General features: G+C 66.3%; 19 protein-coding genes. 14 read left to right on the forward strand and 5 right to left on the reverse strand.

What is annotated here, in order from left to right; genetic code table 11:
* Window positions 1-16 precede the first annotated feature (16 nt).
* The 8 genes from bcoG (at window position 17) to RIdsm_RS20165 (ending at window position 8,232) form a co-directional block, all read left to right on the forward strand.
* Complete coding sequence (gene bcoG, locus RIdsm_RS20130; protein ID WP_057817934.1) at window positions 17-928, forward strand: 3-dehydrocarnitine:acetyl-CoA trimethylamine transferase BcoG; 912 nt, start codon at window positions 17-19, stop codon at window positions 926-928.
* Window positions 928-1,260: a hypothetical protein gene (locus RIdsm_RS20135; RefSeq protein WP_057817932.1), complete on the forward strand. Its 333-nt coding sequence runs from the start codon at window positions 928-930 to the stop codon at window positions 1,258-1,260. Before bcoG ends, RIdsm_RS20135 begins: the two co-directional genes overlap by 1 nt.
* Before the next feature lie 25 nt (window positions 1,261-1,285).
* Window positions 1,286-2,050: an SDR family oxidoreductase gene (locus RIdsm_RS20140; RefSeq protein WP_057817931.1), complete on the forward strand. Its 765-nt coding sequence runs from the start codon at window positions 1,286-1,288 to the stop codon at window positions 2,048-2,050.
* Window positions 2,047-2,586 carry a lipocalin family protein gene (locus RIdsm_RS20145; RefSeq protein ID WP_057817929.1) on the forward strand — a complete coding sequence of 180 codons (540 nt, stop codon included), beginning with the start codon at window positions 2,047-2,049 and terminating at the stop codon, window positions 2,584-2,586. The genes RIdsm_RS20140 and RIdsm_RS20145 overlap by 4 nt, the downstream gene beginning before the upstream one ends.
* Window positions 2,583-4,016, forward strand: a complete 1,434-nt coding sequence (locus RIdsm_RS20150) for a carnitine 3-dehydrogenase (RefSeq protein ID WP_057817928.1) — start codon at window positions 2,583-2,585, stop codon at window positions 4,014-4,016. The genes RIdsm_RS20145 and RIdsm_RS20150 overlap by 4 nt, the downstream gene beginning before the upstream one ends.
* A gap of 1 nt (window position 4,017) precedes the next feature.
* Window positions 4,018-5,178: an acyl-CoA dehydrogenase family protein gene (locus tag RIdsm_RS20155; RefSeq protein WP_057817926.1), complete on the forward strand. Its 1,161-nt coding sequence runs from the start codon at window positions 4,018-4,020 to the stop codon at window positions 5,176-5,178.
* A 232-nt stretch (window positions 5,179-5,410) separates the two neighbouring features.
* Window positions 5,411-7,450: an acetate--CoA ligase family protein gene (locus RIdsm_RS20160; RefSeq protein WP_057817924.1), complete on the forward strand. Its 2,040-nt coding sequence runs from the start codon at window positions 5,411-5,413 to the stop codon at window positions 7,448-7,450.
* Window positions 7,447-8,232, forward strand: a complete 786-nt coding sequence (locus RIdsm_RS20165; protein ID WP_057817922.1) for a carnitinyl-CoA dehydratase — start codon at window positions 7,447-7,449, stop codon at window positions 8,230-8,232. The genes RIdsm_RS20160 and RIdsm_RS20165 overlap by 4 nt, the downstream gene beginning before the upstream one ends.
* A 4-nt stretch (window positions 8,233-8,236) precedes the next feature.
* Here RIdsm_RS20165 and RIdsm_RS20170 read toward each other — a convergent pair whose 3' ends face one another.
* Window positions 8,237-8,578, reverse strand: coding sequence for a hypothetical protein (locus RIdsm_RS20170; RefSeq protein ID WP_057817920.1), 342 nt, complete (start codon window positions 8,576-8,578; stop codon window positions 8,237-8,239).
* Window positions 8,579-8,741: 163 nt separating this feature from the next.
* On the opposite strand from RIdsm_RS20170, the gene RIdsm_RS20175 reads away from it, so the two are divergent.
* The 6 genes from RIdsm_RS20175 to RIdsm_RS20200 all read left to right on the forward strand — a co-directional run bounded on the left by RIdsm_RS20175 (window position 8,742) and on the right by RIdsm_RS20200 (window position 21,248).
* On the forward strand, window positions 8,742-10,166 hold the full coding sequence (locus RIdsm_RS20175; RefSeq protein WP_057817918.1) for a mannose-1-phosphate guanylyltransferase/mannose-6-phosphate isomerase: 1,425 nt from the start codon (window positions 8,742-8,744) through the stop codon (window positions 10,164-10,166).
* Between the two features lie 57 nt (window positions 10,167-10,223).
* The gene (locus RIdsm_RS20180; RefSeq protein WP_143100469.1) at window positions 10,224-11,324 is read left to right on the forward strand and encodes a hypothetical protein; all 1,101 of its coding nucleotides are present in this window, start codon (window positions 10,224-10,226) and stop codon (window positions 11,322-11,324) included.
* Between the two features lie 21 nt (window positions 11,325-11,345).
* Complete coding sequence (locus RIdsm_RS20185; protein ID WP_057817914.1) at window positions 11,346-14,246, forward strand: glycosyltransferase; 2,901 nt, start codon at window positions 11,346-11,348, stop codon at window positions 14,244-14,246.
* Window positions 14,247-14,395: 149 nt separating this feature from the next.
* Window positions 14,396-17,305, forward strand: a complete 2,910-nt coding sequence (locus RIdsm_RS20190; protein ID WP_057817912.1) for a glycosyltransferase — start codon at window positions 14,396-14,398, stop codon at window positions 17,303-17,305.
* 26 nt (window positions 17,306-17,331) lie between these two features.
* Window positions 17,332-20,364 carry a heparinase II/III domain-containing protein gene (locus RIdsm_RS20195; protein ID WP_057817910.1) on the forward strand — a complete coding sequence of 1,011 codons (3,033 nt, stop codon included), beginning with the start codon at window positions 17,332-17,334 and terminating at the stop codon, window positions 20,362-20,364.
* Window positions 20,364-21,248 carry a sulfotransferase domain-containing protein gene (locus tag RIdsm_RS20200; protein WP_057817908.1) on the forward strand — a complete coding sequence of 295 codons (885 nt, stop codon included), beginning with the start codon at window positions 20,364-20,366 and terminating at the stop codon, window positions 21,246-21,248. The genes RIdsm_RS20195 and RIdsm_RS20200 overlap by 1 nt, the downstream gene beginning before the upstream one ends.
* Before the next feature lie 13 nt (window positions 21,249-21,261).
* Here the strand turns inward: RIdsm_RS20200 and RIdsm_RS20205 are convergent, their stop codons facing one another.
* The 4 genes from RIdsm_RS20205 to RIdsm_RS20220 all read right to left on the reverse strand — a co-directional run bounded on the left by RIdsm_RS20205 (window position 21,262) and on the right by RIdsm_RS20220 (window position 26,200).
* Window positions 21,262-22,503, reverse strand: coding sequence for a class I SAM-dependent methyltransferase (locus RIdsm_RS20205; RefSeq protein WP_057817906.1), 1,242 nt, complete (start codon window positions 22,501-22,503; stop codon window positions 21,262-21,264).
* Between the two features lie 121 nt (window positions 22,504-22,624).
* Window positions 22,625-23,971 carry a glycosyltransferase family 2 protein gene (locus RIdsm_RS20210; RefSeq protein ID WP_057817904.1) on the reverse strand — a complete coding sequence of 449 codons (1,347 nt, stop codon included), beginning with the start codon at window positions 23,969-23,971 and terminating at the stop codon, window positions 22,625-22,627.
* 3 nt (window positions 23,972-23,974) lie between these two features.
* Window positions 23,975-24,979: a glycosyltransferase family 2 protein gene (locus RIdsm_RS20215; protein ID WP_057817902.1), complete on the reverse strand. Its 1,005-nt coding sequence runs from the start codon at window positions 24,977-24,979 to the stop codon at window positions 23,975-23,977.
* A gap of 36 nt (window positions 24,980-25,015) precedes the next feature.
* Window positions 25,016-26,200 carry a nucleotide sugar dehydrogenase gene (locus tag RIdsm_RS20220; protein WP_057817900.1) on the reverse strand — a complete coding sequence of 395 codons (1,185 nt, stop codon included), beginning with the start codon at window positions 26,198-26,200 and terminating at the stop codon, window positions 25,016-25,018.
* Between the last annotated feature and the right edge of the window lie 56 nt (window positions 26,201-26,256).

The raw sequence follows: 26,256 nt of genomic DNA on the forward strand, positions 1-26,256 counted from the left end.
AACAGGAGGGGAGCCTATGCCGCTTGCCATGAATCGCGAGGTCTTCATCACCTGCGCCGTCACCGGATCGGGTGGCACGCAGGACAAAAGCCCGCACGTACCCCGCAGCCCCGAACAGATCGCCGACAGCGCCATCGCGGCGGCGAAAGCAGGGGCCGCCGTCGTTCACTGCCACGTCCGCGACCCGGAAACCGGCGCGCCCTCGCGCGACGTGAGCATGTTCCGCGAAGTCACCGACCGCATCCGCGCGTCCGACACCGACGTAGTGCTCAACCTCACCGCCGGCATGGGCGGCGACATGACCTTCGGCGACACCGAGAACCCCCTGCCGCTCAACGAGGCGAACACCGACATGATCGGCGCGTCCGAGCGCGTGGCCCACGTCGCCGCCTGTCTGCCCGAAATCTGCACGCTCGACTGCGGCACCATGAACTTCGCCGAGAATGACTACGTCATGACCAACACGCCCGGCATGCTTCAGGCGATGGGCAAGATGATGACCGACCTCGGCGTGAAACCGGAAATCGAGGCCTTCGACACCGGCCATCTCTGGTACGCCAAGCAGCTGGTGAAAGACGGCATCCTCGAAAGCCCGGCCCTGGTGCAGCTCTGCATGGGCGTGCCGTGGGGCGCACCGGACGACCTCAACACCTTCATGGCCATGGTCAACAACATCCCCGAAGACTGGACCTTTTCGGCCTTCGGTCTCGGCCGCAACCAGATGCCCTATGTCGCGGCCTCCGTCCTCGCTGGCGGCAATGTCCGCGTCGGTCTCGAAGACAACCTGATGCTCGACAAGGGCGTGCTGGCCACCAACGAACAGCTCGTCGCCCGCGCCAAGGAGATCATCGAGCGTATGGGCGCCAAGGTGATCGGGCCGGAAGACGTGCGCAAGAAGCTGGGCCTCACCAAGCGAGCCCCGGCCTGATGAAACCCGCCGCCGTGCTGGTCGCTCTCATCGCCCTGACGGCCTGCCAGTCCGACCCGTTCGGCCGCAGCAATGCCGACCTGCGCGCAGAAGAACGGACCTGCATGGCCGACGGCGGCACCTTCCGGGCCGGCGGTATCACCGGGGCGAAGATGTGCTTCCTTCAGACGAAGGACGGAGGACAGTCCTGCCGCCGCAGTACCGATTGCGAAAGCGTCTGCCTCGCCTCGCCAGACACCGGCAAGGGCCAATGCGCGGCGGAACGACCCCTCTTCGGCTGCTTCGACATGTTCGACGAAAACGGAGAACTGACAGCAATATGCGTAGACTGACCCACATCACCGACAGGATGCCATCATGACTCAGCGTGTCGTCATCACCGGCGGCGCCTCGGGCATCGGCCTGACGCTCGCCCGTCGCTTCGCGGAACGCGGCGACCGGGTCGCGCTCTGCGACGCCGATGCCGCGGCGGTCGCCCAGGTCCAGGCCGACCACCCCGAGATGCTTGCCCGCCAGGCCAACGTAACCGACGAGGCCCAGATGCAGGCCTTCTTCGACGAGGTCGGAGCGGCCCTCGGCGGCGTCGACGTTCTCTGCGCCAATGCCGGAACCGGCGGTCCTGCCGGCCGGATCGAGGATCTCGACTACGACGAATGGCAATCCTGCATCGCGGTCAGCGTCCACGGCACCTTCCTCGCCTGCCGCTGGGCCGCGCGGCTCATGCGCGAACAGGGCTCCGGCCTCATCATCATGACGACCTCCACCTCCGGCATGTACGGCGTGCCCCACCGCTCGCCCTACGTGGCGGCGAAATGGGGCATCGTCGGCATGACCAAGACACTGGCGATGGAGCTTGGCCCCGTCGGCGTGCGCGTCAACGCCATCGCCCCCGGCGCCGTCGAAGGCGCCCGGATGGAGCGCGTCGTGCAGATGGAAGCCAAGGCCAGCGGCCGCACGGAAGAGGAAATGCGCGCGGTCTACGTCAAGGGCAACAGCCTGCGCACCTGGGTCACCGCCGACCACCTCGCCGACATGGCGCTGTTCCTGGCCTCCCCCGCTGCCGAGAAGATATCCGGACAGGTGATGGCCGTCGATGGCCACACGGAGAGCATGGTGTCATGACTCCCCTGGCGGCGACGCGACATGCGCGCGGCCCGGGTCGCGCGGGCTTGCCTGCGGCCATCGCCCTGGTTTTGGCCGGCTGCGGCGGTCCGGGCACCGAGGATGGGTTGCGCGATCCCGAGGGTCGGATCTCGAGCCAGACGAACGTCACCGGCGCCCGCCTCGATGGCAATTGGCATATCCGCGTCGGCTGGCCCGGCACCCCGAATCTCTCCGGCACCCTGCGCATTGCCCAGGCGGGCAACGGGCTCACCCTCACCGGCTCTGCCCCCGAAGGCACCGTACAGGCAAACCTGGCACCGCTCGGAAACGGCCGGTTCCGCGCCAGCGGCAGCCCCGCCTTCGGCGACAGCGCCCTCTGGGTGCTCTGGATGGACGCCGACGACAGAACCGCGGCCATTGGCACCCCCGACGGCCGCTTCGGCTGGATCATGGATCGCACCGCCACCGGCGGCGCCGACCGGATCACGGCCGCCACGGAAATCATGGAATGGATGGGATACGACCTCTCCCGATCCAAGGAGACCTCACAATGACCAAGACAGCAGCAATCATCGGCGGCGGCGTCATCGGCGGCGGCTGGGCCGCCCGCTTCCTCCTCAACGGCTGGAACGTGCGCGTGTTCGACCCCGACCCCGAAGCCGAACGCAAGATCGGCGAGGTGATGGCCAACGCCCGCGCCGCCCTGCCGATGCTCTACGACGTGGCCCTGCCCGACGAAGGGGCGCTCACCTTCCACGGCTCGATTGCCGAGGCGGTCGAGGGCGCCGAGTGGGTGCAGGAAAGCGTCTCCGAACGGCTCGACCTCAAGCACAAGGTCATGGCGGAAATCCAGGGCGCCTCCACCGCGCCCATCGGCTCCTCGACCTCCGGCTTCAAACCCTCCGAGCTGCAACAGGGCGCGCCCGATCCCTCGCGCATCATGGTCGCGCACCCGTTCAACCCGGTCTACCTCCTGCCGCTGATCGAAATCGTCCCCTCGCCCGAAACCGACGAGGCGGCCATCGCGGCGGCCGAAGAAATCCTCACCTCCGTCGGCCTCTACCCCTTGCGCGTTCGCAAGGAAATCGACGCCCACATCGCCGACCGCTTCCTCGAAGCCGTCTGGCGCGAGGCGCTCTGGCTGGTCAAGGACGGCGTCGCCACGACCGAGGAAATCGACAACGCCATCCGCTTCGGCTTCGGCATCCGCTGGGCCCAGATGGGCCTCTTCGAGACCTACCGCGTGGCGGGCGGCGAAGCCGGCATGCGCCACTTCATGGCCCAGTTCGGCCCGGCCCTCAAATGGCCCTGGACGAAACTGATGGACGTGCCCGAATTCACCCCCGAACTGGTCGACATGATCGCCGACCAGTCGGACGCGCAATCCGGTCACCTCTCGATCCGCGAGCTGGAAAAGAAACGCGACAAGAACCTCATCGCCATGATGCGCGCCCTGCGCCAGCAGGGCAACGCATCGGGCCGCCTGATCAACACCCACCAGCGGACCATCCGGCACCTGCCCAAGGCCGCCAACCCCCTTGTCACGCAGGACCGCGTCGTGCCCGTCGACTGGACCGACCTGAACGGACACATGAACGAGGGGCGCTACGGCCAGCTCTTCTCGGATGCCGCCGAAGAGGTGATCGCCTATGTCAGCGCCGACGAAGCCGCGCCGCTTGCTGGCACCAGCGAAGACTACGCCGCGCGCGGCTTCAACTACTTCACCGTTGAAACCACCACCAAGTACCTCGCCGAGACCCAGGCCGGCGAACGCATCGTCGTGCACACCCGCATCACCGAGGGCCGCGGCAAGAAACTGCGCTGTTTCCACGAGATGAAACGCGCCAGCGACGGCGAGGTCATGGCCACCTGCGACCAGCTGATGCTGCACGTAAGCCTCGAGACCCGCCGCACCTGCGAGCCGTCCGACGAGGTTCTGGCAAAAGTCGAGGCGCTGGCCGCCCTGCACGCGAAGGAGAACTGAGATGCATTTCGGATTGACCGACGAACAGGAAATGATCGTCTCGACGGTGCGCAGCTTCGTCGAAAAGGAAATCTACCCCCACGAAGAGATCGTCGAGCGCACCGGCGAGGTGCCGAAGGAAATCGCCGACGAGATCAAGCGCAAGACGCTCGACCTGGGCTTCTACGCCTCCAACTTCCCCGAGGAAGTGGGCGGCCCGGGCCTGTCGCACCTCGAATTCGCCCTCGTCGAGCGTGAACTCGGCCGCGGCTCGATGGCGCTCACCCACTTCTTCGGCCGCCCGCAGAACATCCTGATGGCCTGCGAGGGCGAACAGCGCGACCGCTACCTGATGCCCGCCGTGCGCGGCGAACGGATGGACGCGCTCGCCATGACCGAACCCGACGCGGGCTCCGACGTGCGCGGCATGAAATGCACCGCCAAACGCGACGGCGGCGACTGGGTCGTCAACGGCACCAAGCACTTCATCTCGGGCGCCGATCACGCCGATTTCGTCATCGTCTTCATCGCCACCGGCGAAGATCAGACCGAAAAGGGCCCCAAGAAGCGCATCACCGCCTTCCTCGTCGACCGGGGCACGCCGGGCTTCACCATCCGCCACGGCTACAACTCGGTCAGCCACCGCGGCTACAAGAACATGATCCTCGAATTCGACGACTGCCGCCTGCCAGACGCCCAGGTGCTGGGCGAGGTCGATGGCGGCTTCGCGGTGATGAACGAATGGCTCTACGCCACCCGTATCACCGTCGCCACCATGAGCGTCGGCCGCGCCCGCCGCTGCTTCGACTACGCGCTTCAACACGCCGCCGAGCGCAAGCAGTTCGGCCAGCAGATCGGCAAGTTCCAGGGCATCAGCTTCCAGATCGCCGACATGATCACCGAGATCGACGCCGCCGACTGGCTGACGCTCGCCTCGGCCTGGCGCCTCGACCAGGGCCTGCCCGCCAACCGCGAAATCGCCTCGGCCAAGCTCTACGCCTCGGAAATGCTGGCCCGCGTCACCGACGCCACGCTGCAGGTCTATGGCGGCATGGGGCTGATGGACGACTTCCCCATCGAACGCTTCTGGCGCGACGCACGGGTCGAACGCATCTGGGACGGGACGTCGGAAATCCAGCGCCACATCATCAGCCGCGAGCTCCTGCGGCCGCTGGGGGCGTAAAGAACTTTAATGCCTCCGGCGGGGATATTTTTGGCCAGAAGAAACACGGGGAAGCCGATAGAGCCTCCCCGTGTTCGGAAACACCGCAAGGTGCTTCTCCTGGCGCGGTCATCGGCTTCCCAGCCTGTACCGCAAGGAAACTATGACGAGGCGCGGTTAACAAACCGTTGCTTCTTCTGGCCCCAAATATCCCCGCCGGAGGCATTCATCTCTTCATCCAAACGGGGGCCACATGCCTGACCTCTCCCGCCTGCTGCAACCCAAGTCCATCGCCGTGATCGGCGGCGGCGCCTGGTGCGCCAGCGTTGTCGAACAATGCCGCAAGATGGGCTTCGCCGGTCCGGTCTGGCCCGTCCACCCCAAGCGCACCGAAGTGGGCGGCGTCGCGGCCTTCCAACGGCTCGAAGACCTGCCCGACGCGCCCGACGCGGCCTTCATCGGCGTCAACCGAAACCTCACCATCGACACCGTCCGCCACCTGCGCGAGCGCGGCGCGGGCGGCGCCGTCTGCTTCGCCAGCGGCTTTCGCGAGGCACAGGCGGAAACCGGCGATGGCGGCGATCTTCAGGCCCAACTGCTCGACGCCGCGGGCGACATGCCGATCATCGGCCCAAACTGTTACGGCTTCATCAACTATCTCGACGGCGCCCTCCTCTGGCCCGACCAGCATGGCGGCCAGCGGGCCGAGCGCGGGGTGGCGGTACTCACCCAAAGCTCGAACATGGCGATCAACATCACCATGCAGGGCCGCGGCCTGCCGCTGGCCTATGTCGCCACCGCCGGCAACCAGGCCCAGCTTGGCCTCGCCGAAATCGGCACCGCGCTTCTCGAAGACGAGCGTGTCACCGCCCTCGGCCTGCATGTCGAAGGCGTGGGCGACCTGCGCGCCTTCGAGGAACTCGCCCGCCGCGCCCGCACCCTCGGCAAGCCCATCGTCGCGCTCAAGGCCGGCCGCTCGGAACAGGCTCAGGCGGCCGCGGTCTCGCACACCGCTTCGCTCACCGGTTCCGACGCCGGCGCCCGCGCCCTTCTGAAACGCCTCGGCATCGCCCAGGTGGACAGCCTGCCCGCCCTGCTGGAAACGCTGAAACTCCTGCATTTCACCGGCCCCCTGCCCTCGAACCGCATCGTGTCGATGTCCTGCTCGGGGGGCGAGGCCAGCCTGATGGCCGACACCGCCATCGGCCACGACGTCACCTTCCCCACCCTCGACGGCGCCCAGCGCCAAGGCCTGCGCGACGCGCTCGGGCCGATGGTGGCGCTCGCCAACCCGCTCGACTACCACACCTTCATCTGGACAGACGTGCCCCGCATGGCCGCCACTTTCGGCGCGATGCTGGGCGGGGATGTCTCGCTCGGCTGCCTCGTCGCCGACTTCCCCCGCGAAGACCGCTGCGACCCCGCCGCGTGGGATTGCATCTACCACGCCGGCGAGGAAGCCAGCCGCATGACCGGCAAGCCCCTCGCCCTCGTCGCCACCCTGCCCGACGCCATGACCGAGGCCGTCGCCGAGCGCATCATCGCCAGCGGCATGGTGCCCCTCCTCGGCCTCGACGAAGCGCTGACCGCGATCTCCGCCGCCGCCTGGCTCGGCCAGCCCCGGCCCGAGCCTGCCCCACTCCTGCACCCCGGCGAACCGGCCGAGCTGCACACGCTCAGCGAAGCCGAGGCCAAGGCCGAACTGGCCGCCCACGGCGTCACCATCCCTGCCGCCAAACGGGCCGAAACCGAAACCGCGCTGACAGAGGCCGTTCGCGAGATCGGCGCGCCGCTCGTCATCAAGGCCGAAGGGCTCGCCCACAAGACCGAGGCCGGCGGCGTCGCATTCGCCCGTGACGACACCGCTGCCGCCCTGGCCCAGGCCGCCACCATGCCCTGCGAAAGCTGGCTGGTCGAAGAGATGATCGACGGCACCGTCGCCGAGCTGCTCATCGGCGTCACCCGCGACCCGGCCCATGGCTACGTGCTGACGCTGGCCGCCGGCGGCATCCTGACCGAGATCATGGGCGACAGCACCTCGCTTCTCCTGCCCGCGACCGAAGACGAGATCTCGCAAGCCCTCAACTCCCTCCGCATCGCCAAGGTCCTGCGCGGCTACCGCGGCAAGCCGGGCGCCGACATGGCCGCCATTGCGCAGGCCGTGCTGGCGGTGCAGTCTTACGTCGCAGCCCATGCCGGCCGGCTGGAGGAAGTCGAAATCAACCCGCTCATCTGCACCGAAACCCGCGCGGTGGCGGTGGACGCACTCATCACGATCGGAGGAAACACATGACCGCATCACCCGTCAGGACAGAGCGCCGCGGCCGCGTGCTCGAGGTCACGCTCGACCGGCCCAAGGCGAACGCCATCGACCTGAAGACCAGCATCGTTCTCGGCGACATCTTCAAGGAATTCCGCGACGACCCCGAGATGCGCGTCGCCCTCATCACCGGCGCGGGCGAGAAATTCTTCTGCCCCGGCTGGGACCTGAAAGCCGCCGCCGACGGTGACGCGGTCGACGGCGATTACGGCGTCGGCGGTTTCGGCGGCCTGCAGGAGATGCGGGCGATGAACAAGCCCGTCATCGCCGCCGTGAACGGCATCTGCTTCGGCGGCGGCTTCGAATGGGCCCTTTCAGCCGACATCATCCTCGCCGCCGACCACGCCACCTTCGCCCTGCCCGAAATCCGCTCGGGCACCGTGGCCGATGCGGCCTCGGTCAAGCTGCCCAAGCGCATCCCTTACCACATCGCGATGGAAATGCTGCTGACCGGCCGCCGGCTCGACGCCGAGGAAGGCGCCCGCTGGGGCTTCGTCAACCAGATCCACCCGGCCGACAAATTGATGGAGGAAGCCCGCAAGCTCGCCGATCACCTCGCTTCGGGCCCGCCGCTGGTCTACGCGGCGATCAAGGAGATCGTCCGCGAGGCCGAGGCGCTCACCTTCCAGGACGCGATGAACCGCATTACCAAGCGGCAATTCGAATCCGTCGACGTGCTCTACGATTCCGAAGACCAGATGGAAGGCGCCCGCGCCTTTTCGGAAAAGCGCGACCCGGTCTGGAAGGGCAAATAGACGATCAGGCCTTCTCCCACGGCGCGCCAACCGGCGCGCCGTTCACCCGAACCTCGCCCGCCTCGTTGTCCAGAACCACAGGGCTGTCGAACAGCGTCAGCGTCGGGCGCACGCCGAAGCGGCCCTCCATCCAGTCGGCCCAGCCGTCATTGAACCACGCCAGCGCCTCCTCCCGCGTCGCGAACTCGTAGACGCCGCCGCCGCCCCGCTCGGAGTTCAGGTAATACTTCCGACGCAACCCCTTCACCTCGTGAAAGATCTTCGTCGACTCGAGCGACTGCTCGATCACCGCCGCCTCCGGCCGTTTCGGGCCCTCCAGCGGAATTTCCACAAGCGCGATGATCATCGTCCGGCTCCCTCCCGGCATGTCGGCTTCTTTTCGCTAACATACTCTGGGGGTTTTCACCATGCGACTGCAGCGCTGTTGCAATCCTCGACCAAATAGTAAAGAAACCGGCAAGCTAGGCACCACCCGCCCGCATCCGAACTCAGATCAGGGTTAATTTGACATGAAAATTACGCCTTTGCTTCTCTGCGGCGGCTCGGGCACGCGGCTCTGGCCCCTGTCCCGCAAGAGCTACCCCAAGCAATTCGTGCCCCTGCTCGGCGAAACCACCCTGTTCCAGTCGACGGCCCAGCGCCTGAGCGGCAAGGGCTTCAACCAGCCGCTGGTCGTGACCAACACCGCGTTCCGCTTTATCGTGGTCGAACAGCTGGCCACCGCGGGCATCGACCCCAGCGCCATCATGATCGAACCCGAAGGGCGCAACACGGCGCCGGCCATCCTGGCATCGGCGCTCTGGCTCTCGCGCAACGACCCCGACACGCTGATGCTGGTGGCCCCGTCCGACCATGTCGTGCCCGACACGCAGGCCTTTCACGAGGCGGTCAAGGCCGGCGTCCCCGCGGCCAGGGACGGCCAGCTCGTCACGTTCGGCATCACGCCCGACCGGCCCGAAACGGGCTACGGCTATCTCGAGCTCGCCAAGAAACCCAAGAACGACAAGCCCGAGGCCATCGGCCTCAAGCGCTTTGTCGAAAAGCCCGACGAGGCTGCCGCGAAAAAGATGCTGGCCTCCGGCGAATACCTCTGGAACGCGGGCATCTTCCTGTTTTCCGTCAAGACCATCCTCGAGGCCTTCGAGAAACACATGCCGGCGATGATCGGCCCGGTCACCGAATCCCTCGACCAGGGCGAATGCGACCTGGGCTTCCTGCGGCTGGCCCCCGGGCCCTGGTCCGGCGCGGCCGACGAGTCGATCGACTACGCGGTGATGGAAAAGGCCGACAACCTGTCGGTCGTGCCCTATTCCGGCGGCTGGTCCGACCTCGGCGGCTGGGATGCCGTCTGGCGGGATGGCGAACAGGACGAGAGCGGCGTCTCCACCTCGGGCCAGGCCACGGCCATCGACTGCGAGAACACGCTTCTGCGCTCCGAGGATGAAACGCTCGAGGTCGTCGGCATCGGCCTCAAGAACGTCATCACCGTCGCCATGCCCGACGCCGTGCTGGTCGCCGACGCCTCCCGCGCGCAGGACGTCAAGAAAGCGGTCAACGCCCTCAAGAAGAAGAACGCCAAGCAGGCCACCGAATTCCGCAAGGATCATCGCCCGTGGGGCTGGTTCGAAACCCTCGTCGGCGGCGACCGCTTCCAGGTCAAGCGCATCCACGTCCACCCCGGCGCCTCGCTGTCGCTGCAATCCCACCACCACCGGTCGGAACACTGGGTCGTCGTGCAGGGCACCGCCAAGGTCACGGTCGACGACGAGGTGAAGCTCTTGACCGAAAACCAGTCGGTCTACATTCCCCTCGGAACGGTGCACCGGCTCGAGAACCCGGGAAAGGTGCCGATCGTGCTGATCGAGGTACAAACGGGCATCTATCTGGGCGAGGATGACATTATCCGGTATGAAGATATATATGCACGTAGCTGAATCTGTGCAAAAATATGTGTCTGACGCGGACAACGAGTTCCGTACGGGGTAATGAGGTTGACGGCACCGGCTCAAAAAACCGCCTCGGCCGAGGCCATTTCCGGCAGGCATTCCGCCGCCGAAAGCCCCCGCATCGACAAGCTTCTGGAGGTCGTGAACCACCCCCTTACCTGGGCGGCGGAGTTCCTCGACGACTCCGCCTCGCTGCCGGCGCTGCCGCTGATCTTCTGGCTGACCGAGGAATTCGAACCCCAAACGGTGCTGACCGTGGGCGGCACCACCGGAACGGCGCATCTCGCCTTCTGCCAGGCGGCCGAGCATCTGGGCCTCGACACCCTGTGTTGCAACGCTGATTGCAGCGCAGGCGGGGCCGAGGCGTTCGACAAGGCCTGCGCCAGGTATGCCGGCCGGCGCAGGGTCTCCACCGTCAACGGTCTCGACGAGACCGGAGAGGTCGACATCCTCGCCGTCAATCTCTCCCAAGATGCCGCCCGGCGCGAGAAGGAACTGGCACAGATGGCCGCCCGCGTCACCGAAGCGGGCGCATTGCTGCTCTATGGTCCCGGGCTCTCCGACAGCCTGATCGCCGGCGTACCGGCGCCCGACATGAAGGTGCTCGTCTTTGGCCGTGCCGCCCCGCAAATGGCGCTCTTTCTCGCACCCGGGGCCCCCTCTCCCCTGTCCGAACTGGCGGCCCTGCCCGCCGACAGCGCCGAGCGGCAGGCCTTCGACCGCTTTCTCGACCGGCAGGGCCAGATGCACCGGCTCGACCTCATGGCCCGCGGCGCCGGCCCGCGCCCGCTCGAAAGCACCCGCGACCTCGCCCCGCCGCCGTCGCGCCATTCGGAAGATGTCGAGCGCCTTCTCGCCAAGCTTCTCGAGCTCGAGGAAGACCGCATCGCCACCCGCCGCAACCGGCCCGAAGCGGTCACCGCCGAGCCCGAGCCCCACACGCCCGCGGCCGACCTGCCGACAACGGGCACCGGCCCCGACCTGTCGGAACGCGTGCATGACATGGAAGCCGAAATCGCTTTCCTTCAACAGCGCGTGCAGGACGGCGAGCGCCACCTGAAGGACATCCGCACAAGCACGAGCTGGCGGATCACCGCACCTTTGCGCGTCCTCGTGCGGGCGGTACGGCGGATCCGCGGGAGGTAACGCTGCGTGCCAGAAGACCGCATGTCAGCGCCCTGCGGGCCGCGCAACGCCTGGGGCAAGATCGCCGAAGCGATGCGGCTCGGCACATTGGGCGAGGCCACGGCCGCCCGGCAGATCCTCGACGGTATCCGCTTTCACCCTGACCTCGACCCGGGCCTCTACGACATGTTCCGCCGGCATGTCGAAGCCCGCATCCCGCCGGACCATGGCCTGCACAGGATCAACACGCCCTCCGATTTCACCTCCGATCCCAGCGGCCTCCTGCGGGTGCCCTTCCGCGCCGTCGAAACCAACCGCTACGTGCCGCGCCCCTACCCCTCCGACCTTGCCCTGCCGGAACTGGTGGGGCCGGGCAACGATTTCCTCTTCCTGCACGTCGCGGCCGCGGGCCTCGCGCCCCTCGCCGACCGGCAGCGAACGCGCCTCCATGTCTTCTGCGACGCCCGGGACGAGGCACAGGCCGCCCGCCTCCTCGCCCAGCTCGACCGCCAGCAGACCGACACACCCGTCGTCGTGACCCTCTTCCTGCCGGCCCGCGGCGCGGATATCGACGCGGCCGCCGCCGCCTCGCCGCACGACGTCCAGCTGCTCGAAGCACCGCTCCTGTCGCCCCGCGCGGCCCAGTACATCGCCGAGGCAACGCCACAGGCCGACCTGTTCCTGTTCCTCTCCGGGGAAATCGAACTCGATCCCGGGGCGCTCGTCCGCGCGATGCAGCTCGGCCGGGTCTCCGACGCGGTCGTCCAGCCGCTGATGCCGATGCCCGACATGCGGCTGCCCACCCCCTACGCCATCAAGTCCGCGCCCCATCCGTTCGGCCGCGACCTGCCCTTCCGATACGTCAAGGGGCTGAACATGGTCGTCTCGCGCAGCCTGCTGCAACGCGCGGGCGGCCCCGACACCGGCTTCTCCTCGGCCCAGCATGCCGCGCGCGAAATGGCCTTCCGCTTCTTCAACCTCGGCGCCTATTTCTCGCCGCTCCTCGTCCCCGTGCTGCGCCCCGACCGCACCCCGGGCACCAGTGCCGAAGACGACCGGCTGATGACCGAGCTCTGCCCCAACCGCCTCGACCGCCCGAAAGACGGCTTCTTCCGCGTCCCCAAGGTCAGCATCTACATCCCCGCCTACAACGCCTCCAAATACATCGAACGGGCCGTGGAAAGCGCCCTCGAACAGGATGTGCAGGATCTCGAGGTCTGTATTGCCAACGACGGCTCTCGCGACGACACGCTCCAGGTGCTCGAACGCGCCTTCGGCGACGAGCCCCGCGTGCGCTGGGAAGACGGCGAGAATGGCGGCATCGGCCACGCCTCCAACCGCGCGGTGCGCATGACCCGCGGCCTCTATATCGGCCAGCTCGATTCCGACGACTGCCTCAAGCCGGGCGCGGTGCGGCAGCTTATGGAATATCTCGACGCGCACCCCAGAACCGTCTGCTGCTACAGCTCGGCCGAGCGCATCGATGCCGATGGCGAGCACATCAAGAACGAATACAGCTGGCCCGTCTTCTCGCGCGAGAAGATGATGATCACCTCGATCGCCCACCATTTCCGCATGTTCCGCCGCGCCGCGTGGGAACGCACGACCGGCTTCCGCACCGACATCATGAACGCCGTCGACTACGACATGTTTCTCAAGCTCAGCGAAACAGGCGCCTTCCACCACATCGACCAGATCCTCTACCAGCGCCGCTGGCACGGGCGAAACACCTCGTTCATGCACGAACGCTCGCAGACGGCCAACACCTACCGCGTCCAGACCGAGGCGCTGAAACGCCAGGGGGTCGACCGGTTCTGGGAAGTCCACCTGCCCAACCCCGACGAACCCCGCTGGGTCAGCTTCCGCTGCAAGGCCCAGAAACCCCGGGTCTTCTTCTACCCCAACTACGACCGCGCCAATCCCTACCAGAATCAGCTCTACCGCAAGGCCAGCCGCGACTATGAGATCGTCGAGGCCCCGATCTCCGCGGCGCTCGACGCCCTGCGGCAGGCCAGCGGCCCGCAACGCATCATCTTCCACCTGCACTGGGTCAACTTCCTGTTCAAGGATGTCCGCCTCAAGGGGCAGGCCCGGCGCAACGTCTCGGCCTTCCTGAAAGACCTCACCGCCTTCAAACGCGAAGGCGGGCGCATCGTCTGGACGGTCCACAACGTCATCTCGCATGACGCCACCTTCCCCGAGCTCGAAATCGACCTCGCGCGGCGCATCGCGGAACTGGCCGATGTGATCCACCTGCATTCCGCCGCATCGCTGCCGGAAGTGCGCGAAACCTTCCACATCCCGCCCGAAAAGGTGCGCGTCTCGCCCCACGGCAACTATTTCGGCGTCTATCCCGACTACGTCACGCGCGAAACGGCCCGCGAAACCCTGGGCCTCGCCCCCGATGACGACGTGATCCTCTTCGCCGGGCAGGTCCGGCCCTACAAGGGCGTCGGTCGGCTTGTCACCGCCTTCCGCCAGATCCTGACCGAACGCCCCAAGGCCAAGCTGATGATCGCGGGCGCCATGCACCACAAGGTGTTGCGCAACCTCAAACCCGCGCTCACCCGGGCCGAGCGCGACCGTATCCTCGCCACCGACCGCTTCCTCGACGAGCCCGAGCTTCAACTGTTCTTCCGGGCCGCCGACCTGGCCGTCTTCCCCTATTCGCGCATCCTGACCTCGGGCTCGCTGGTTCTGGCGCTCAGCTTCGGCCTGCCCACCGTGGTGCCCCGCGTGGGCATGACCGGCGAAGTGCTCGACGGCACCGACGCGGGCATCGTCTACGATTCCAGCCACAAGGGCGCCCTGCTGTCCTCGCTGCGTACGCTCCTCGCGCGGAAAGACGACGGCTCGCTGGCCCGGGCGTCCGAGGCCGCGCTCGCCCGCGCGCGCGAATATGAGTGGCCCGACCTGGGCGAAACGCTCTATGCCGGCCTCTGACAGGTGAGAACCGCGCGGAATTTCTCCCAAGGGTCCTTTGCAGGCCTTGAAGTCGCGACCCGGCTTATCAATAAAGCCCCTGTCCCGCCGCAGGCCCGGAATCTGTCCGCGGCATCGGAATCAGAAACGAAAACCACGGGCCAGAGACCTTGATCTTCGCCGAGCAATTCAAAGACCAGCCACGCAATGCCTGGACCCGGTTCCGTGCGGTTCTCGAGCTGATCGAGAAGGGCGACACCGACCTCGCCGAACGCATCCTCGAGGGGCTCAGCTACCATCCGCGCGTCAAACCCGAGGTGCTCGAGATCTACGCCGGCCACCTGCGCCGCGCCCAGTCGGCCGCGCCGGTGCCGCGCAAGGTCAACATGCCGGCCGATTACCTCGGCTATCCCGACAACCGGCTGCACCCGCCCTTCCGCCGACTCGAAGCCGGTCGCGACCTGCCAAAGCTGTTTCCCGCCCATCTCGCCCTGCCCGCCTGGCCCGGGCCGCGCAACGATTTCTCCTTCATCGACGATGCGACCACGACCCTCCTGCCCGAGGGCAACGTGGCCGCCACCCGCCTGCACGTCGTCTACGCGCCCGTCAAACCCGGTGACAGCGACACGATGCTCGACCGGCTCGCGCAACAGGATTTCCCGGGCACGCTCGACGTCACCGTGTTTGCCGGCAAGGGCGTCAGCCCCGCACAGCGGGGCCTTGGCGACACCGGCACCTGTCGGGTGCTGGCCACCGATATCCTCGACCCCGACGCACAGACAGAGCTCCGTGCCATCGCCGACGCGGCCGACCTCGTGCTCTTCCTGAACGGCGATGTCATCCTCGACGATCTCGCGCTGTGGCGCATGGGCTGGCGCACGGGCATGACCGATATGCTGGTGCAGCCCCTGGCCCAATTCACCGGCACCGAGTCGATGGCAACCCATTTCTCCGGCGAGGTGAACGCCGGCACGTTCAACAGCCGCTTCCCCTTCCGCGAAGTCGCGGGCCTCAACATGGCCGTCCCCGCCGGGCTTCTTCGGAAAATCGGCCCGCTCGACAGCCGCTTCGAAGACAGCCTGCACGCCGCCCGCGAACTGGCCTTCCGCATGTACAATGCCGGCAGCTACTTCGCCCCGCAGGCGGCCGAGCGCATCGCCGGCATCGCCGAGCCCAGGGAACATCCCGCCGACGCCCAGCTTTACCGCAGCCTCTGCCCCAACGACTGGGACCGCAAGGAAGACGGCACCTACGAGGTGCCCAAGGTCTCGGTCTATATCCCCGCCTACAACGCCAGCCGCTACATCGAGCGGGCGATCGACAGCGTCCTGGCACAGGACATCCGCGATCTCGACGTGTGCATCGCCAATGACGGCTCCCGCGATGACACGCTGGCCGTTCTCGAACGCTGCTACGGCAACGAGCCGCGGGTCAGGTGGGTCGACAATCCCAACGGCGGCATCGGCTTCGCGTCGAACCAGGCCGTGCGCATGTCGAACAGCCTCTACATCGGACAGCTCGATTCCGACGACACGCTGAAACCCGGCGCCGTGCGGGCGATGACCGAGTATCTCGACGCCCATTCCGAGGTCGTCTGCTGCTACGGCTCGGCCGAACGCATCGACGACGACGGCCGGTACATCAAGAACGAATACAGCTGGCCCGTCTTTTCGCGCGAGAAGATGATGATCACCTCGATCACGCACCACTTCCGCATGTTCCGCCGCAACGCATGGGAACGCACCCCCGGCTTCCGCGAGGACATCGTCAACGCGGTCGACTACGACATCTTCCTCAAGCTCAGCGAAACCGGCGCCTTCCACCACATCGACGAGGTCTACTACCAGCGCCGCTGGCATGGCCGGAACACCTCCTCGATGAACGAGCGGCACCAGACCTCGAACACCTACCGCGTGCAGCGCGAAGCGCTCAAGCGGCTCGGGCTAGACGCCTTGTGGGATGTCGACGCCCCCGACCCGACCGAGCCGCGCAACGTCACCTACCGCCTGCATGACGGGGCGGGCATGGTGCTCTTCTGGCCGGATTACTCCTATTCCAACCCGTACCAGAAGCGGCTCTACGGCAAGATGCGCCGCCATACCGAGGTCGTGGGCGGCGATATCGACGCGGCCCTCGAAGTGCTGCGCCAGGCAACCGGCCCGGCGAACGTCACCTTCCACCTGCACTGGCTCAACTTCATCTTCGCCGGCATCACCGACAAGGTCACCGCCAGGCAGGCCGCCCGCAGCTTCGCCGCCAAGCTCGGCGCCTTCGTCGCCGAAGGCGGCCGGCTCGCCTGGACGATCCACAACACCGTCTCCCACGACACCGCCTTCCCCGATATCGAAGCCGAACTCTCGGCCCGGATCGCCCGAAGCGCGCATGTCATTCACCTGCATTCCGAAGCCTCGAAAGCCGAGGTTGAAAAGCACTTCGCCTTGCCCGCCGACAAGCTGCGCATCTCGGCCCACGGCAATTATATCGGCTGCTATCCCAACTACATCACGCCCGACGCGGCCCGGCGCGCCCTGAACATCGCCCCCGACGACGACGTGATCCTCTTCGCGGGCCAGGTGCGGCCCTACAAGGGCGTGGAACAGCTCGTCGCCGCCTTCCGCACGGTGCTTAAGACGCGCCCCAACGCGCTTCTCGTCCTCGCCGGCCAGCAATCCTTCGACCCGCTTTCGGCAATCACCCCGGCCCTCACAGAGGCCGAGCGCGCCCGCATCCGCGTCGCAGACCGCTTCCTCGGCAACCATGAGCTGCAGCTCTTCTTCAATGCTGCGGACGCGGCGGTTTACCCCTACCGCAGGATCCTCACCTCCGGCTCGATGTTGCTGGCGCTGAGCTTCGGAACGCCTGTCGTCCTGCCCGCCGTGGGCCAGACCCGAGAAGTCCTTGCAGGCCGTGACGCTGGTGTGCTTTATGACCCGGACGAAGGCGAGGCGGCCCTGACACGGGCCGTCGAAGCCCTATTGTCCCGCAAGGATTCGGGCGAAGGCGACGCGATGAAACGCGCCGCCCGCTTGCTTGCGGAAGACTACGACTGGCCGGATTTCTCTCCGGTACTCGAGGCGTGACGGCAGACAGACAACAAGGCTTTTGAATGCATCTCTACCTTCACATCGGCACCGGACGGACCGGCACCCAATCGCTGCAGGACTTCCTGAAAAAGAACAGCGAACAGCTGGCCATGAACGGGGTGTTCTACCCGCTCGCCGAAGGCAAGAACCACCACAACGCCCTCGCCCTGCCCGTTTGCGGCGCAAAGCCGCCGCGCTACCTGATGCACCGCTACGGCAACGACGTCGAAAAGAACCTGCAGGCGTTCCACACCTATTTCGACGAAATCGAAGAGAAAATCCGCAAGGTCGATCCCGAAACGGTCATCCTGACCTCCGAATTCCTCGGTCGCGAATTCAAGCCGGAACTGGGCCAGCCGCTCTTCGACCGCCTCAACGCCCTGTTCGACAGCATCTCCGTCGTCGTCTACTTCCGCTCGCCGGCAAGCTACTACCTCTCGGCCGCGCTCCAGACCCTCAAGGCCTCGGGCATCCTCAAGCACCCGACCAAACAGGTCGCCCGCAAGATCCTGCAATCCTACGACCCGCTCGGCGCGGACATGATCGTGAGGGAGTACAAGCGCGAGGCCCTCGTCAACGGCGACGTCTGCGAGGATTTCATCTCGGTCGTGGCCCCCGACCTTGTCGGCAAGCTGCCCGCCCCCAGCCGCGAACAGAACCAGACGCTCAGCGCCGAGGTGATGAGCATCATCCAGGATTACCGCAACGCGATCTGGCCCAACGACAACAACCAGTTCAACGAAGAAACCAACAGCCTGCTCGACCTGCTGCTCGAGATCGCCCACGAAAACGACCTCTACCGCCCGCCCCAGCTCAAGCCAGAACTGATCGCCGAACTCGACGGGCTCGACAACGACATGCTGTGGCTCAAGGAAACCTACGGGTTCGAATATTCCGACGTCGACTACACGGCAGACGCAAAACCCGTATCCCGGATCGAAGGCACCTTCGACCGCGTGCATGAAATCTGCCTGTTCCACAGGGGCGTCAAGGAACGCATCATGCTGCTTGGCCTTGCCAGCTACACCGCGGCCAACGCAGCCGACAAGAGCACACCGACCCAGGTCGCCCCCGTCGGCGAAACAAGAACCCGGCCCGCCCCCGCCCGGACCGGCACCAAGCCCGCACCCGACGGCACCAGGCCCGGCGAAACCTTCACCGAGCAACCGCCGGCCGACCCTGCCAAGGCCCCACAGCCCAAGTCGATGTGGCCCGGTGAAATCGCCCGCATCAAGGAACTGGAGCCCCGCCTGCGCCTGCCCGAGCGCGAGGTCTACGATACCCCCAAGCTCAACAACCTGTTCCGCGAAACCGGCATGATCCAGATCCGGCAGACCTTCCCGGAATTCGATCTCGCCGACCTCACCGACTGGACCGTTCACCCCACCGGCAACCCGGTCTGGCGCATCTACTTCAACAGCATGGCCTGGATGAGCGTCTTCACCGACCAGGATTTCGCCGGCAAACCCCAGGAACCCCACTGGAAAAAGGCCTTCGACGTTCTCGAGGCCTTCGTCCGCCATGTCGAGGCCGAGGGCCACCGCCCCAAGAACGACATCTGGGACGACCACGCCACCGGCTACCGCGCCTCCTATATCGCCTGGCTCTACACCCGCGGCCTTGCCGAACGCATCACGCCCGAATTCAACGCGCGTCTGCGCAAGGTGATGATCCTGCACCGCAAGACGCTGATGGGCTTTCTCGACTCCGAGAAGTGGAAATTCTCCAACCACACGCTGTTTCAGGCCGAAGGCCTGGCCGACATGGCGCTGATCTTCCTCACCGATGCCGACCGCCGCCACCGCACGCTCGAATTCGCGCGCACCAAGGTCGACGAATTCATCGAACGCGCCGTCAGCCATGCCGAGGGCACGGTCAAGGAACACTCGATCTTCTATCACGTCTTCCTGATGGGCCGCCTGCGCGAGACCTGCGAGTATTTCGAAAGCATCGGCTACCCGCTCAACAATGCCTCGGACGACATGTTCATCCGCATGAACGAGTTCCTGCACGACATCATGCCGGTCTTCCACCGCATGCCCGGTATCGGCGACAGCAAGCACTTCCAGCGCTTCAACAAGAAATACATCGCCGCCTTCGAAGACGGCCCCTTCCAGACACCCCGCGTGCGCTATCACCGCTCCGAGGGGAAGGAAGGCGAACCCTACCCTTTCCTCAGCCAATACCCGCAGGACGGCTACTTCATCTTCCGCAGCCCCGAGCCGCCGGCGCAACAGCTGCACTCCATCTTCCTGCACCGCTCCTTCCGCGGCCCGCACGGCCACTGGGACGGCATGTCGTTCGTCTGCCACTGGCACGGCGAACCGGTGTTCATCGATTCCGGCGGCCCCTACAAGTACTCCAACCCGATGCGGTACAAGTACTTCCAGACCCAGCTGGCCCATAACGCCCCCATCTTCGATCGCGACCCGGTCGACCTGACGACCCAGATGCTCGGCGTGAAAACGGGCGACGACTTCTCCGCGGTGGCGCTCGGCGCCCGCATGGGCGACGGCCGCAGCTGGGTCCGCATTTTCGGCCAGTACGGCAACAGCCACGTGGTCGTCATCGACATTCCGGTCAGCGCCTCGAGCGACAACAAGCCCGAATTCCGCCTGCATCTCGACCCCGCCGTCGAGGCGTCGGGCGATGGCCACGACATGACCGCACCCGCCGGCAAGATCACCCTCCAGCAATCGTCGGTCGACCTGACCGCAAGCGAGACGCAGGCCCTGCGGCACGGGCTCGACGGCCACGAGAACGCGGCCCATATCAGCCACAAGGCCACCGACGACGAACGCGCCCACCCCGATCTGGAAGACGATTTCGACACCCGGTCCTTCATCACCTACAAGGACAACGAGATGGTCGAGGGCAAACTGCTGACCTTCGACATCCCGCTGGCCCGGGCGACGCTGACGACCATTGCGTTCGGTCCCCAGACGGCCGGTTTCTCCCTCCTGCACGAGAACGGCCAACTGTCGCTCGTCAGGGAAGCCGACGGCGCCTCCGAAACGCTTCTCAGCTTCAGCCTTCCAACGGTGGCCCTCGGCTGATGCGGCTCTTCAAGAAACGCGACCCCTCAATAGGCACGTTCGTGCTGGGGCTCGGCGCGCAGAAGGCTGGCACCTCGTGGCTCTTTTCCTATTTTCGCACCGTTCCCGAAATCCATACGGGCTTCATGAAGGAATACCACGTCCTCGACTCGCTGCACGTCTACAAGATGCGCGGCACGCAGAAGACCCTCGCCGACCGCACGATCCAGGCTCTGAAGAAGGGCAACTACCAGACGTCCCCCTGCCCGTGGATGCTCAAGCGCATGGCGATGCTCGCCGACACGGAATTCTACTACGACTACTTCGAACACCTGCTGCTCAAGCATGGCGGCCTGACCTGCGACATGACACCGTCGCACATGGCCCTGCCCACCACGGCGATGCAGATCGTCAAGGACAACTTCGCGGCGCGCAACATCCGCGTCAGGCCGCTCCTGCTGATGCGCGACCCGGTCGAACGCTGCTGGTCGGCCATGCGGATGGACAGGCGCAACGGTCGGCTCGAGCAATACGACGACACCTACAGCGAAAGCGCCATGCTGAGCGAGGAGTTCAAGACCGAAAAGCAGCGCCTCCGCAGCAACTACGCCGCCGCGATCAAGCGTATCGAACAGGCCTTCGACGAAACCGAAGTGATCTACGGCTTCTACGAGACCATGTTCACGAATGAATTCATCCAGCAGCTGGCCGACTCGCTGGGCTTCGACTTCGTCGAACCGAATTTCGACGTCCACCACAACGTGTCGCCCAAGACCGACCCCCTCGACGACGAGGTTCAGCGCGAAATCGTCCAGTTCTTCAAGGGCAACTACCGGTTCATGGCCCGCAAGTTCGGCGACGAATTCATGCGCGGCATCTGGCCCTCCTACCGGTTCCTCGACTAGGGCCCGCCAGGCGTCAGGATTTAATACCACGCGCCTTGCGAATGGCGCTCCGCAGCGGCCCCGTCAGCTTCCATGACGTGCTGGCCAGAACCGCATCGCGTTCCTCCTGCGCCGCCTTCAGGTCCCTCTCGGCAATCGCGGCCCGCTCCTCGGCATCCTTGGCGCGCCCGGCCAGGTCCGCCACTTCGTCGATCCGCTCGGCCTCGGCCTGCTCCAGCATCGCGGTCAGCCGGGCCAGCTCGGTCGTCCTGTCCGCCGCCTCGCGGCGCAATTCCGACAGCGCCGCCTTCAACTCGTCGGCCTCGCCAGATCCCGGGCCCGCCCCGGCCTCCGCGGCCGAACCCTCCAACGCCGGCGCGCGATCAATCCGACCGCCGCCCGCCTCCGATCCGTCGATCAACGCCTCGATCCGCCGGTCCAGCTTCGCCTTCTCCTCCGACAGCCGGGCCAGGTCGGCCTCCGCCGCTTCCAACCGCTCCTGCAGGTCACTCTCCCGCTCTTCCCGGTTGCGGCTCTGCCACTCGTATTCATGCGTCGCCCCCAGCCGGCGAAAGACATGGTGAACCTCCGAATACCCGCGCACGCCCGGCTGCAAGGCGGTCAGCCGCTTCAGCTTTTCGTGCCGGCGCGGCCCGTAAAGCACCAGCAAAAGCCCGTCGCCGCCCTCCAAGCTGATCGTCGGATAGGTCGCCACCAGCCTGTCGAGAAACCCGGCCGCGGCACCTTCGGCAAATCGGGTCCGCGTGCCGTGAAACAGCACCACCGCCCGCTCCGAAAGCTTCCTGGGCCAGTCATGGGTCAGCCGATCGATCAGCGCCTCGTCGGCATCCACGTCGACCAGCAGCATGTCGATCGACCCGTCCGGAAAGCGGTTCACCGCCCGGCGCAGGTCCGTCCGCAGGATCTGCGAGAATTCCGAATAGGTGTCCTCGTTATACTGCCTGATCCCCTCCCGATCGGCGTCGTCCTCATCCTCGCCGGTATCGATCGCCACGCAATCCGCCTGCGTCTCGAGCTTGTCGAGCGCCTGGCACGCGGCGAAATACGACACGCCGTCGCCAAGCCCCAGTTTCACCACGAAACCCGGCCGGCAGGTCTCGATCAGCCAGAACAGGAACGGCACATGCGTCAGGAAGCGCGACTCTCTCAGGTAGCGCGCCCGCCAGAACAGCGTGCGAGACGACAGCGGCGCCACGATCTCCGAACCTTGGGGGGGCGCGGCATGTTGGCCGGAAGGGGTAATGTCATCGACCATCTGGAGAACGACCTGCTTTCTTCTTGTTCCGAGGGCCACCCGCGGGCGTTGGCCGCTCACATACTTTACGCCTCACCGGGTTGGCAATGCCAAGCTGCGTCGCACCCCCGGTCGGGATGGCTCAGTCGTCCCCGTCCTCGGCCTTGCGCGGCTCGCCGCCGGCCTCCGGCGCCCCGGTCCCGGCCGCCCGGCCCTCCGCCAGCTCCCGGCGCAGCGCCGCAACCTCCTCGCGCAGCTCCCGCATCTCGCGTTGCAGAACCACAAGCCCCATCATCACGTCTTTCTGTGTCACCGCGTGTCCCTCCCCGCCTGTCCGCTTCCGGCCCGTCAGGCCCAGCCGTTCCGCCGCGAACCGCCCGGTCAGCCGTGCCGTCCGCCGCACCCCGGAATGGCGCAGGTGATACATCCCGAGCGCCCAGACCGAGGTGCCCCGCGCCCGCCCGGGCCTCGCCCCGGCCGTGGTGGCGCGCCCGCGCCCTTCAACCGCCGCCTCGAAGGCGGAAAAATCCTCTGCCTTCAGCGCCTTGAGAAGCGGCGCCGTCCCGAACGGCGCAGCGCTAGCACAGAACCGGGCGATCTCGTCGCTGTCATACTGGCCCACCACCGGCACCAGCCTGTCATAAAGGCCGCGCACCACGTCCCCCTCGGCCCGCGCGCTCACCCAGGCCAGCTGCGTCGCCAGCCACAACAACAGGTCGTCCCGGTGCTCCGCCTCCATCCCCATCTGCCGCAGCAGGTCGCGGATCGTGTCGTGATGCGCAAAGATCTGCGGCAACCGGTGATCGGCGGTCTCCATCGTCTGCCCGGGCCGGGCCACGCGATGCCGGCAAAGATACTCCGGCACCATCACCACCTTGCGCGCGCCAAGCACCGCCGCCCAGTGCACCGGGTTGTCCTCGAAAAAGAAATCCCCCTCGGGAAAGCGCAACCCCACCCGCTCGACAAGATCGCGCCGATAGATCTTCCGCCACGGCACGGCGATGAACCGCAACAACGCGCTCCGCTGCTCGGCATCCATCGCCACCGCAGTGGTCTCGCCGTAGGGCTGCCAATACCGGCCCTCGTCCGGCTCCCCCAGCTCTCCCGTCGCGTCGTCCATCAGGTGATACCGACACATCGCAAGGTCGGCATCATGCGCCACCGCCGCATCGTACAGCCGGCCGAACATCCGCGGATCGTACAGGTCATCGCCATCGGCAAACCCGATGAAATCCCCCGTCGCCGCCGCCAGCCCGGCATTCGCCGCCGGCCCCACGCCCCCCGGCGTGTTCTCCTCGAACCGGATCGCCCGCACCCGCGCATCCGCCTTCGCATAGGCCTCGACAAGCTCGCCCGTCCCGTCGGTCGAGCCGTCATCGACCACGATCACCTCGATATCCTCCAGGGTCTGCCCGATGATCCCGTCAAGGCAGGGCCCCAGATACGCCGCCACGTTATAGGCGGTCACGATGATCGACAGCTTCGGCATGGTTCAAGAACCTTGCGGGCCAAGCAGGTGATTGGCAAGCGCATCGGCCAGCTCCGGCGCATGGCGCACGCGCAGCTCGGTGTAATCGCCAAGGTCGATCCGCCCGATGAGCGCGGCCCAGCCCGCATCGAACCGGGGCACCACCTCCGGCTCCAGCCGCTCGCGCGCCCAGAGGTACAGCCGATGCGCCAGCCCCCAGAACCGGTGCGCCTCGCGCCGCCGCAAATCCGGGTCACGCTCCAGCAGGCCGTAAAGATCGCCCAGCGCGTCCAGCATCTGCAACCGCTCGGCCCCGAACCGGTTGGTGATGTTCTGACCCTCCGGATCGACAAGGTGGGTACAGATCACCTCGTCCGACAGCATGATCCGCCGCGCCTTCACGATCATTTCCCAATGCCCGCGAATGTCGTTGTTCACATGCGTCGTCCCGAACCGCAGCCCGACCTCGCGGAAATGCGCCACCCGGATCACCTTGTTCCACGGGTAATTCGTCACCATCAGAAGCGCGCCCATCTCACCGGGCGTGCCGATGGCCGGCGACCCGGCCGCCAGCAAGCCGCGATATACCTGCGTATCCGAATACGACATCTCGATCCCGGTATTCCGCCCGCCCCGCTCATAGCGATAGGCCAGCATCGCGGTGTCCACCTCCGGATGCGCCTCCATCCTCTCGACGGTCAGGCGCAGAACATCGCCATGCAGAATGTCATCGGCGTCGAAGAACAACGCGTAGCGCCCCGTGACATGCGGCCAGCCGGTCATCCTGGCCACCCCGGCGCCCCGGTTCGCCTCGTGTCGCAGAACCAGCACCTCCGGATGCCGGTCCGCCAGCGCATCCGCCACGCCCGCGCTTCCGTCGCCCGAGGCATCGTCGACGAAGATCACCTGGCACCGCAACCCGTCGGCCTGCAGGGCCAGAACCTCGCCCGCCACCCGCTCCAGCGTCGCGGCGGCGTTGTAAACCGGGACAATCACGCTCAGGTCGCAGGGCGCGCCAGCCGTCACCATCTCAACAGCCCTGTCCCGCGCCCCGCCGCATGGCGCTCAGTCGACCCCGAACAGGTCGCGCGTGTAAAGCTTCTCGGCCACGTCCGACAGCTCCGGCGCGCGGCGGTTGGCGATGATCAGGTCCGCGTCCTGCTTGAACGCCCCCAGGTCCCGCTCGACCCGCGAGTTGAAGAAATCATCCTCGGGCAACGCCGGCTCGTAGACGATGCACTCGATCCCCTTGGCCTTCACCCGCTTCATGATCCCCTGGATCGAGCTGTCGCGGAAATTGTCCGACCCGGCCTTCATCACCAGCCGGTAAACGCCCACCACCTTGGGCTTCCGCGCAATGATCTGGTCGGCAATGAAATCCTTCCGCGTCCGGTTCGATTCCACGATTGCCGCGATCAGGTTCTGCGGCACGGCCTCGTAATTCGCCAGAAGCTGCTTGGTGTCCTTCGGCAGGCAATAGCCCCCGTACCCGAACGAGGGGTTGTTGTAATGATCCCCGATCCGCGGCTCCAGGCTGACCCCGTCGATGATCTCCTTCGGGTTCAGCCCATGCGCCACGGCATAGCTGTCCAGCTCGTTGAAGAACGCAACGCGCATCGCAAGATAGGTGTTCGAGAACAGCTTGATCGCCTCCGCCTCCGACGACGAGGTGAACAGCACCGGCACGTCGTCCTTCTCGGCGGCATCCACCAGCATGTCGGCAAACCGGTGCGCCGGCGCGCCATGATCGCCCACGATCACCCGCGACGGGTAAAGGCAGTCGTAAAGCGCCTTCCCCTCGCGCAGGAATTCCGGCGAGAACAGGATCCCGTCAAAGCCCGTCTCGGCCCGCATCCGGTTGGTGAAGCCAACCGGGATGGTCGACTTGATGACGATCGTGGCAGCGGGCGCATGCACCCGCGCCTGTGCGATCACCGCCTCGACGCTCGACGTGTCGAAATGGTTGGTCCTTGGGTCATAGTTGGTCGGCGTCGCGATCACCACGAACTCCGCCCCGGCCAGCGCCTCGGCCGCATCGGTCGTCGCCTGCAGGTCAAGCTCACGCTCGGCGAGGTGCTTCGAGATCTCGGCATCCTCGATCGGTGACAGCCCGGCCGCCACCTTCGCCACCCGGCCCTCGTCGATCTCCAGCGCGGCAACCGTGTGATGCCCGGCCAGCAGCACGGCATTGGACAGGCCGACATAGCCCAGCCCGGCAACGGCAATCTTGGTTCTGGATGTGTCGGGCATGGCTACTCTCTGGTTTGGTGATCCAATAATCCGGTCAGAAACCAGAAATCCCGCGG

Source organism: Roseovarius indicus (assembly GCF_008728195.1).
Lineage (GTDB): Bacteria > Pseudomonadota > Alphaproteobacteria > Rhodobacterales > Rhodobacteraceae > Roseovarius > Roseovarius indicus.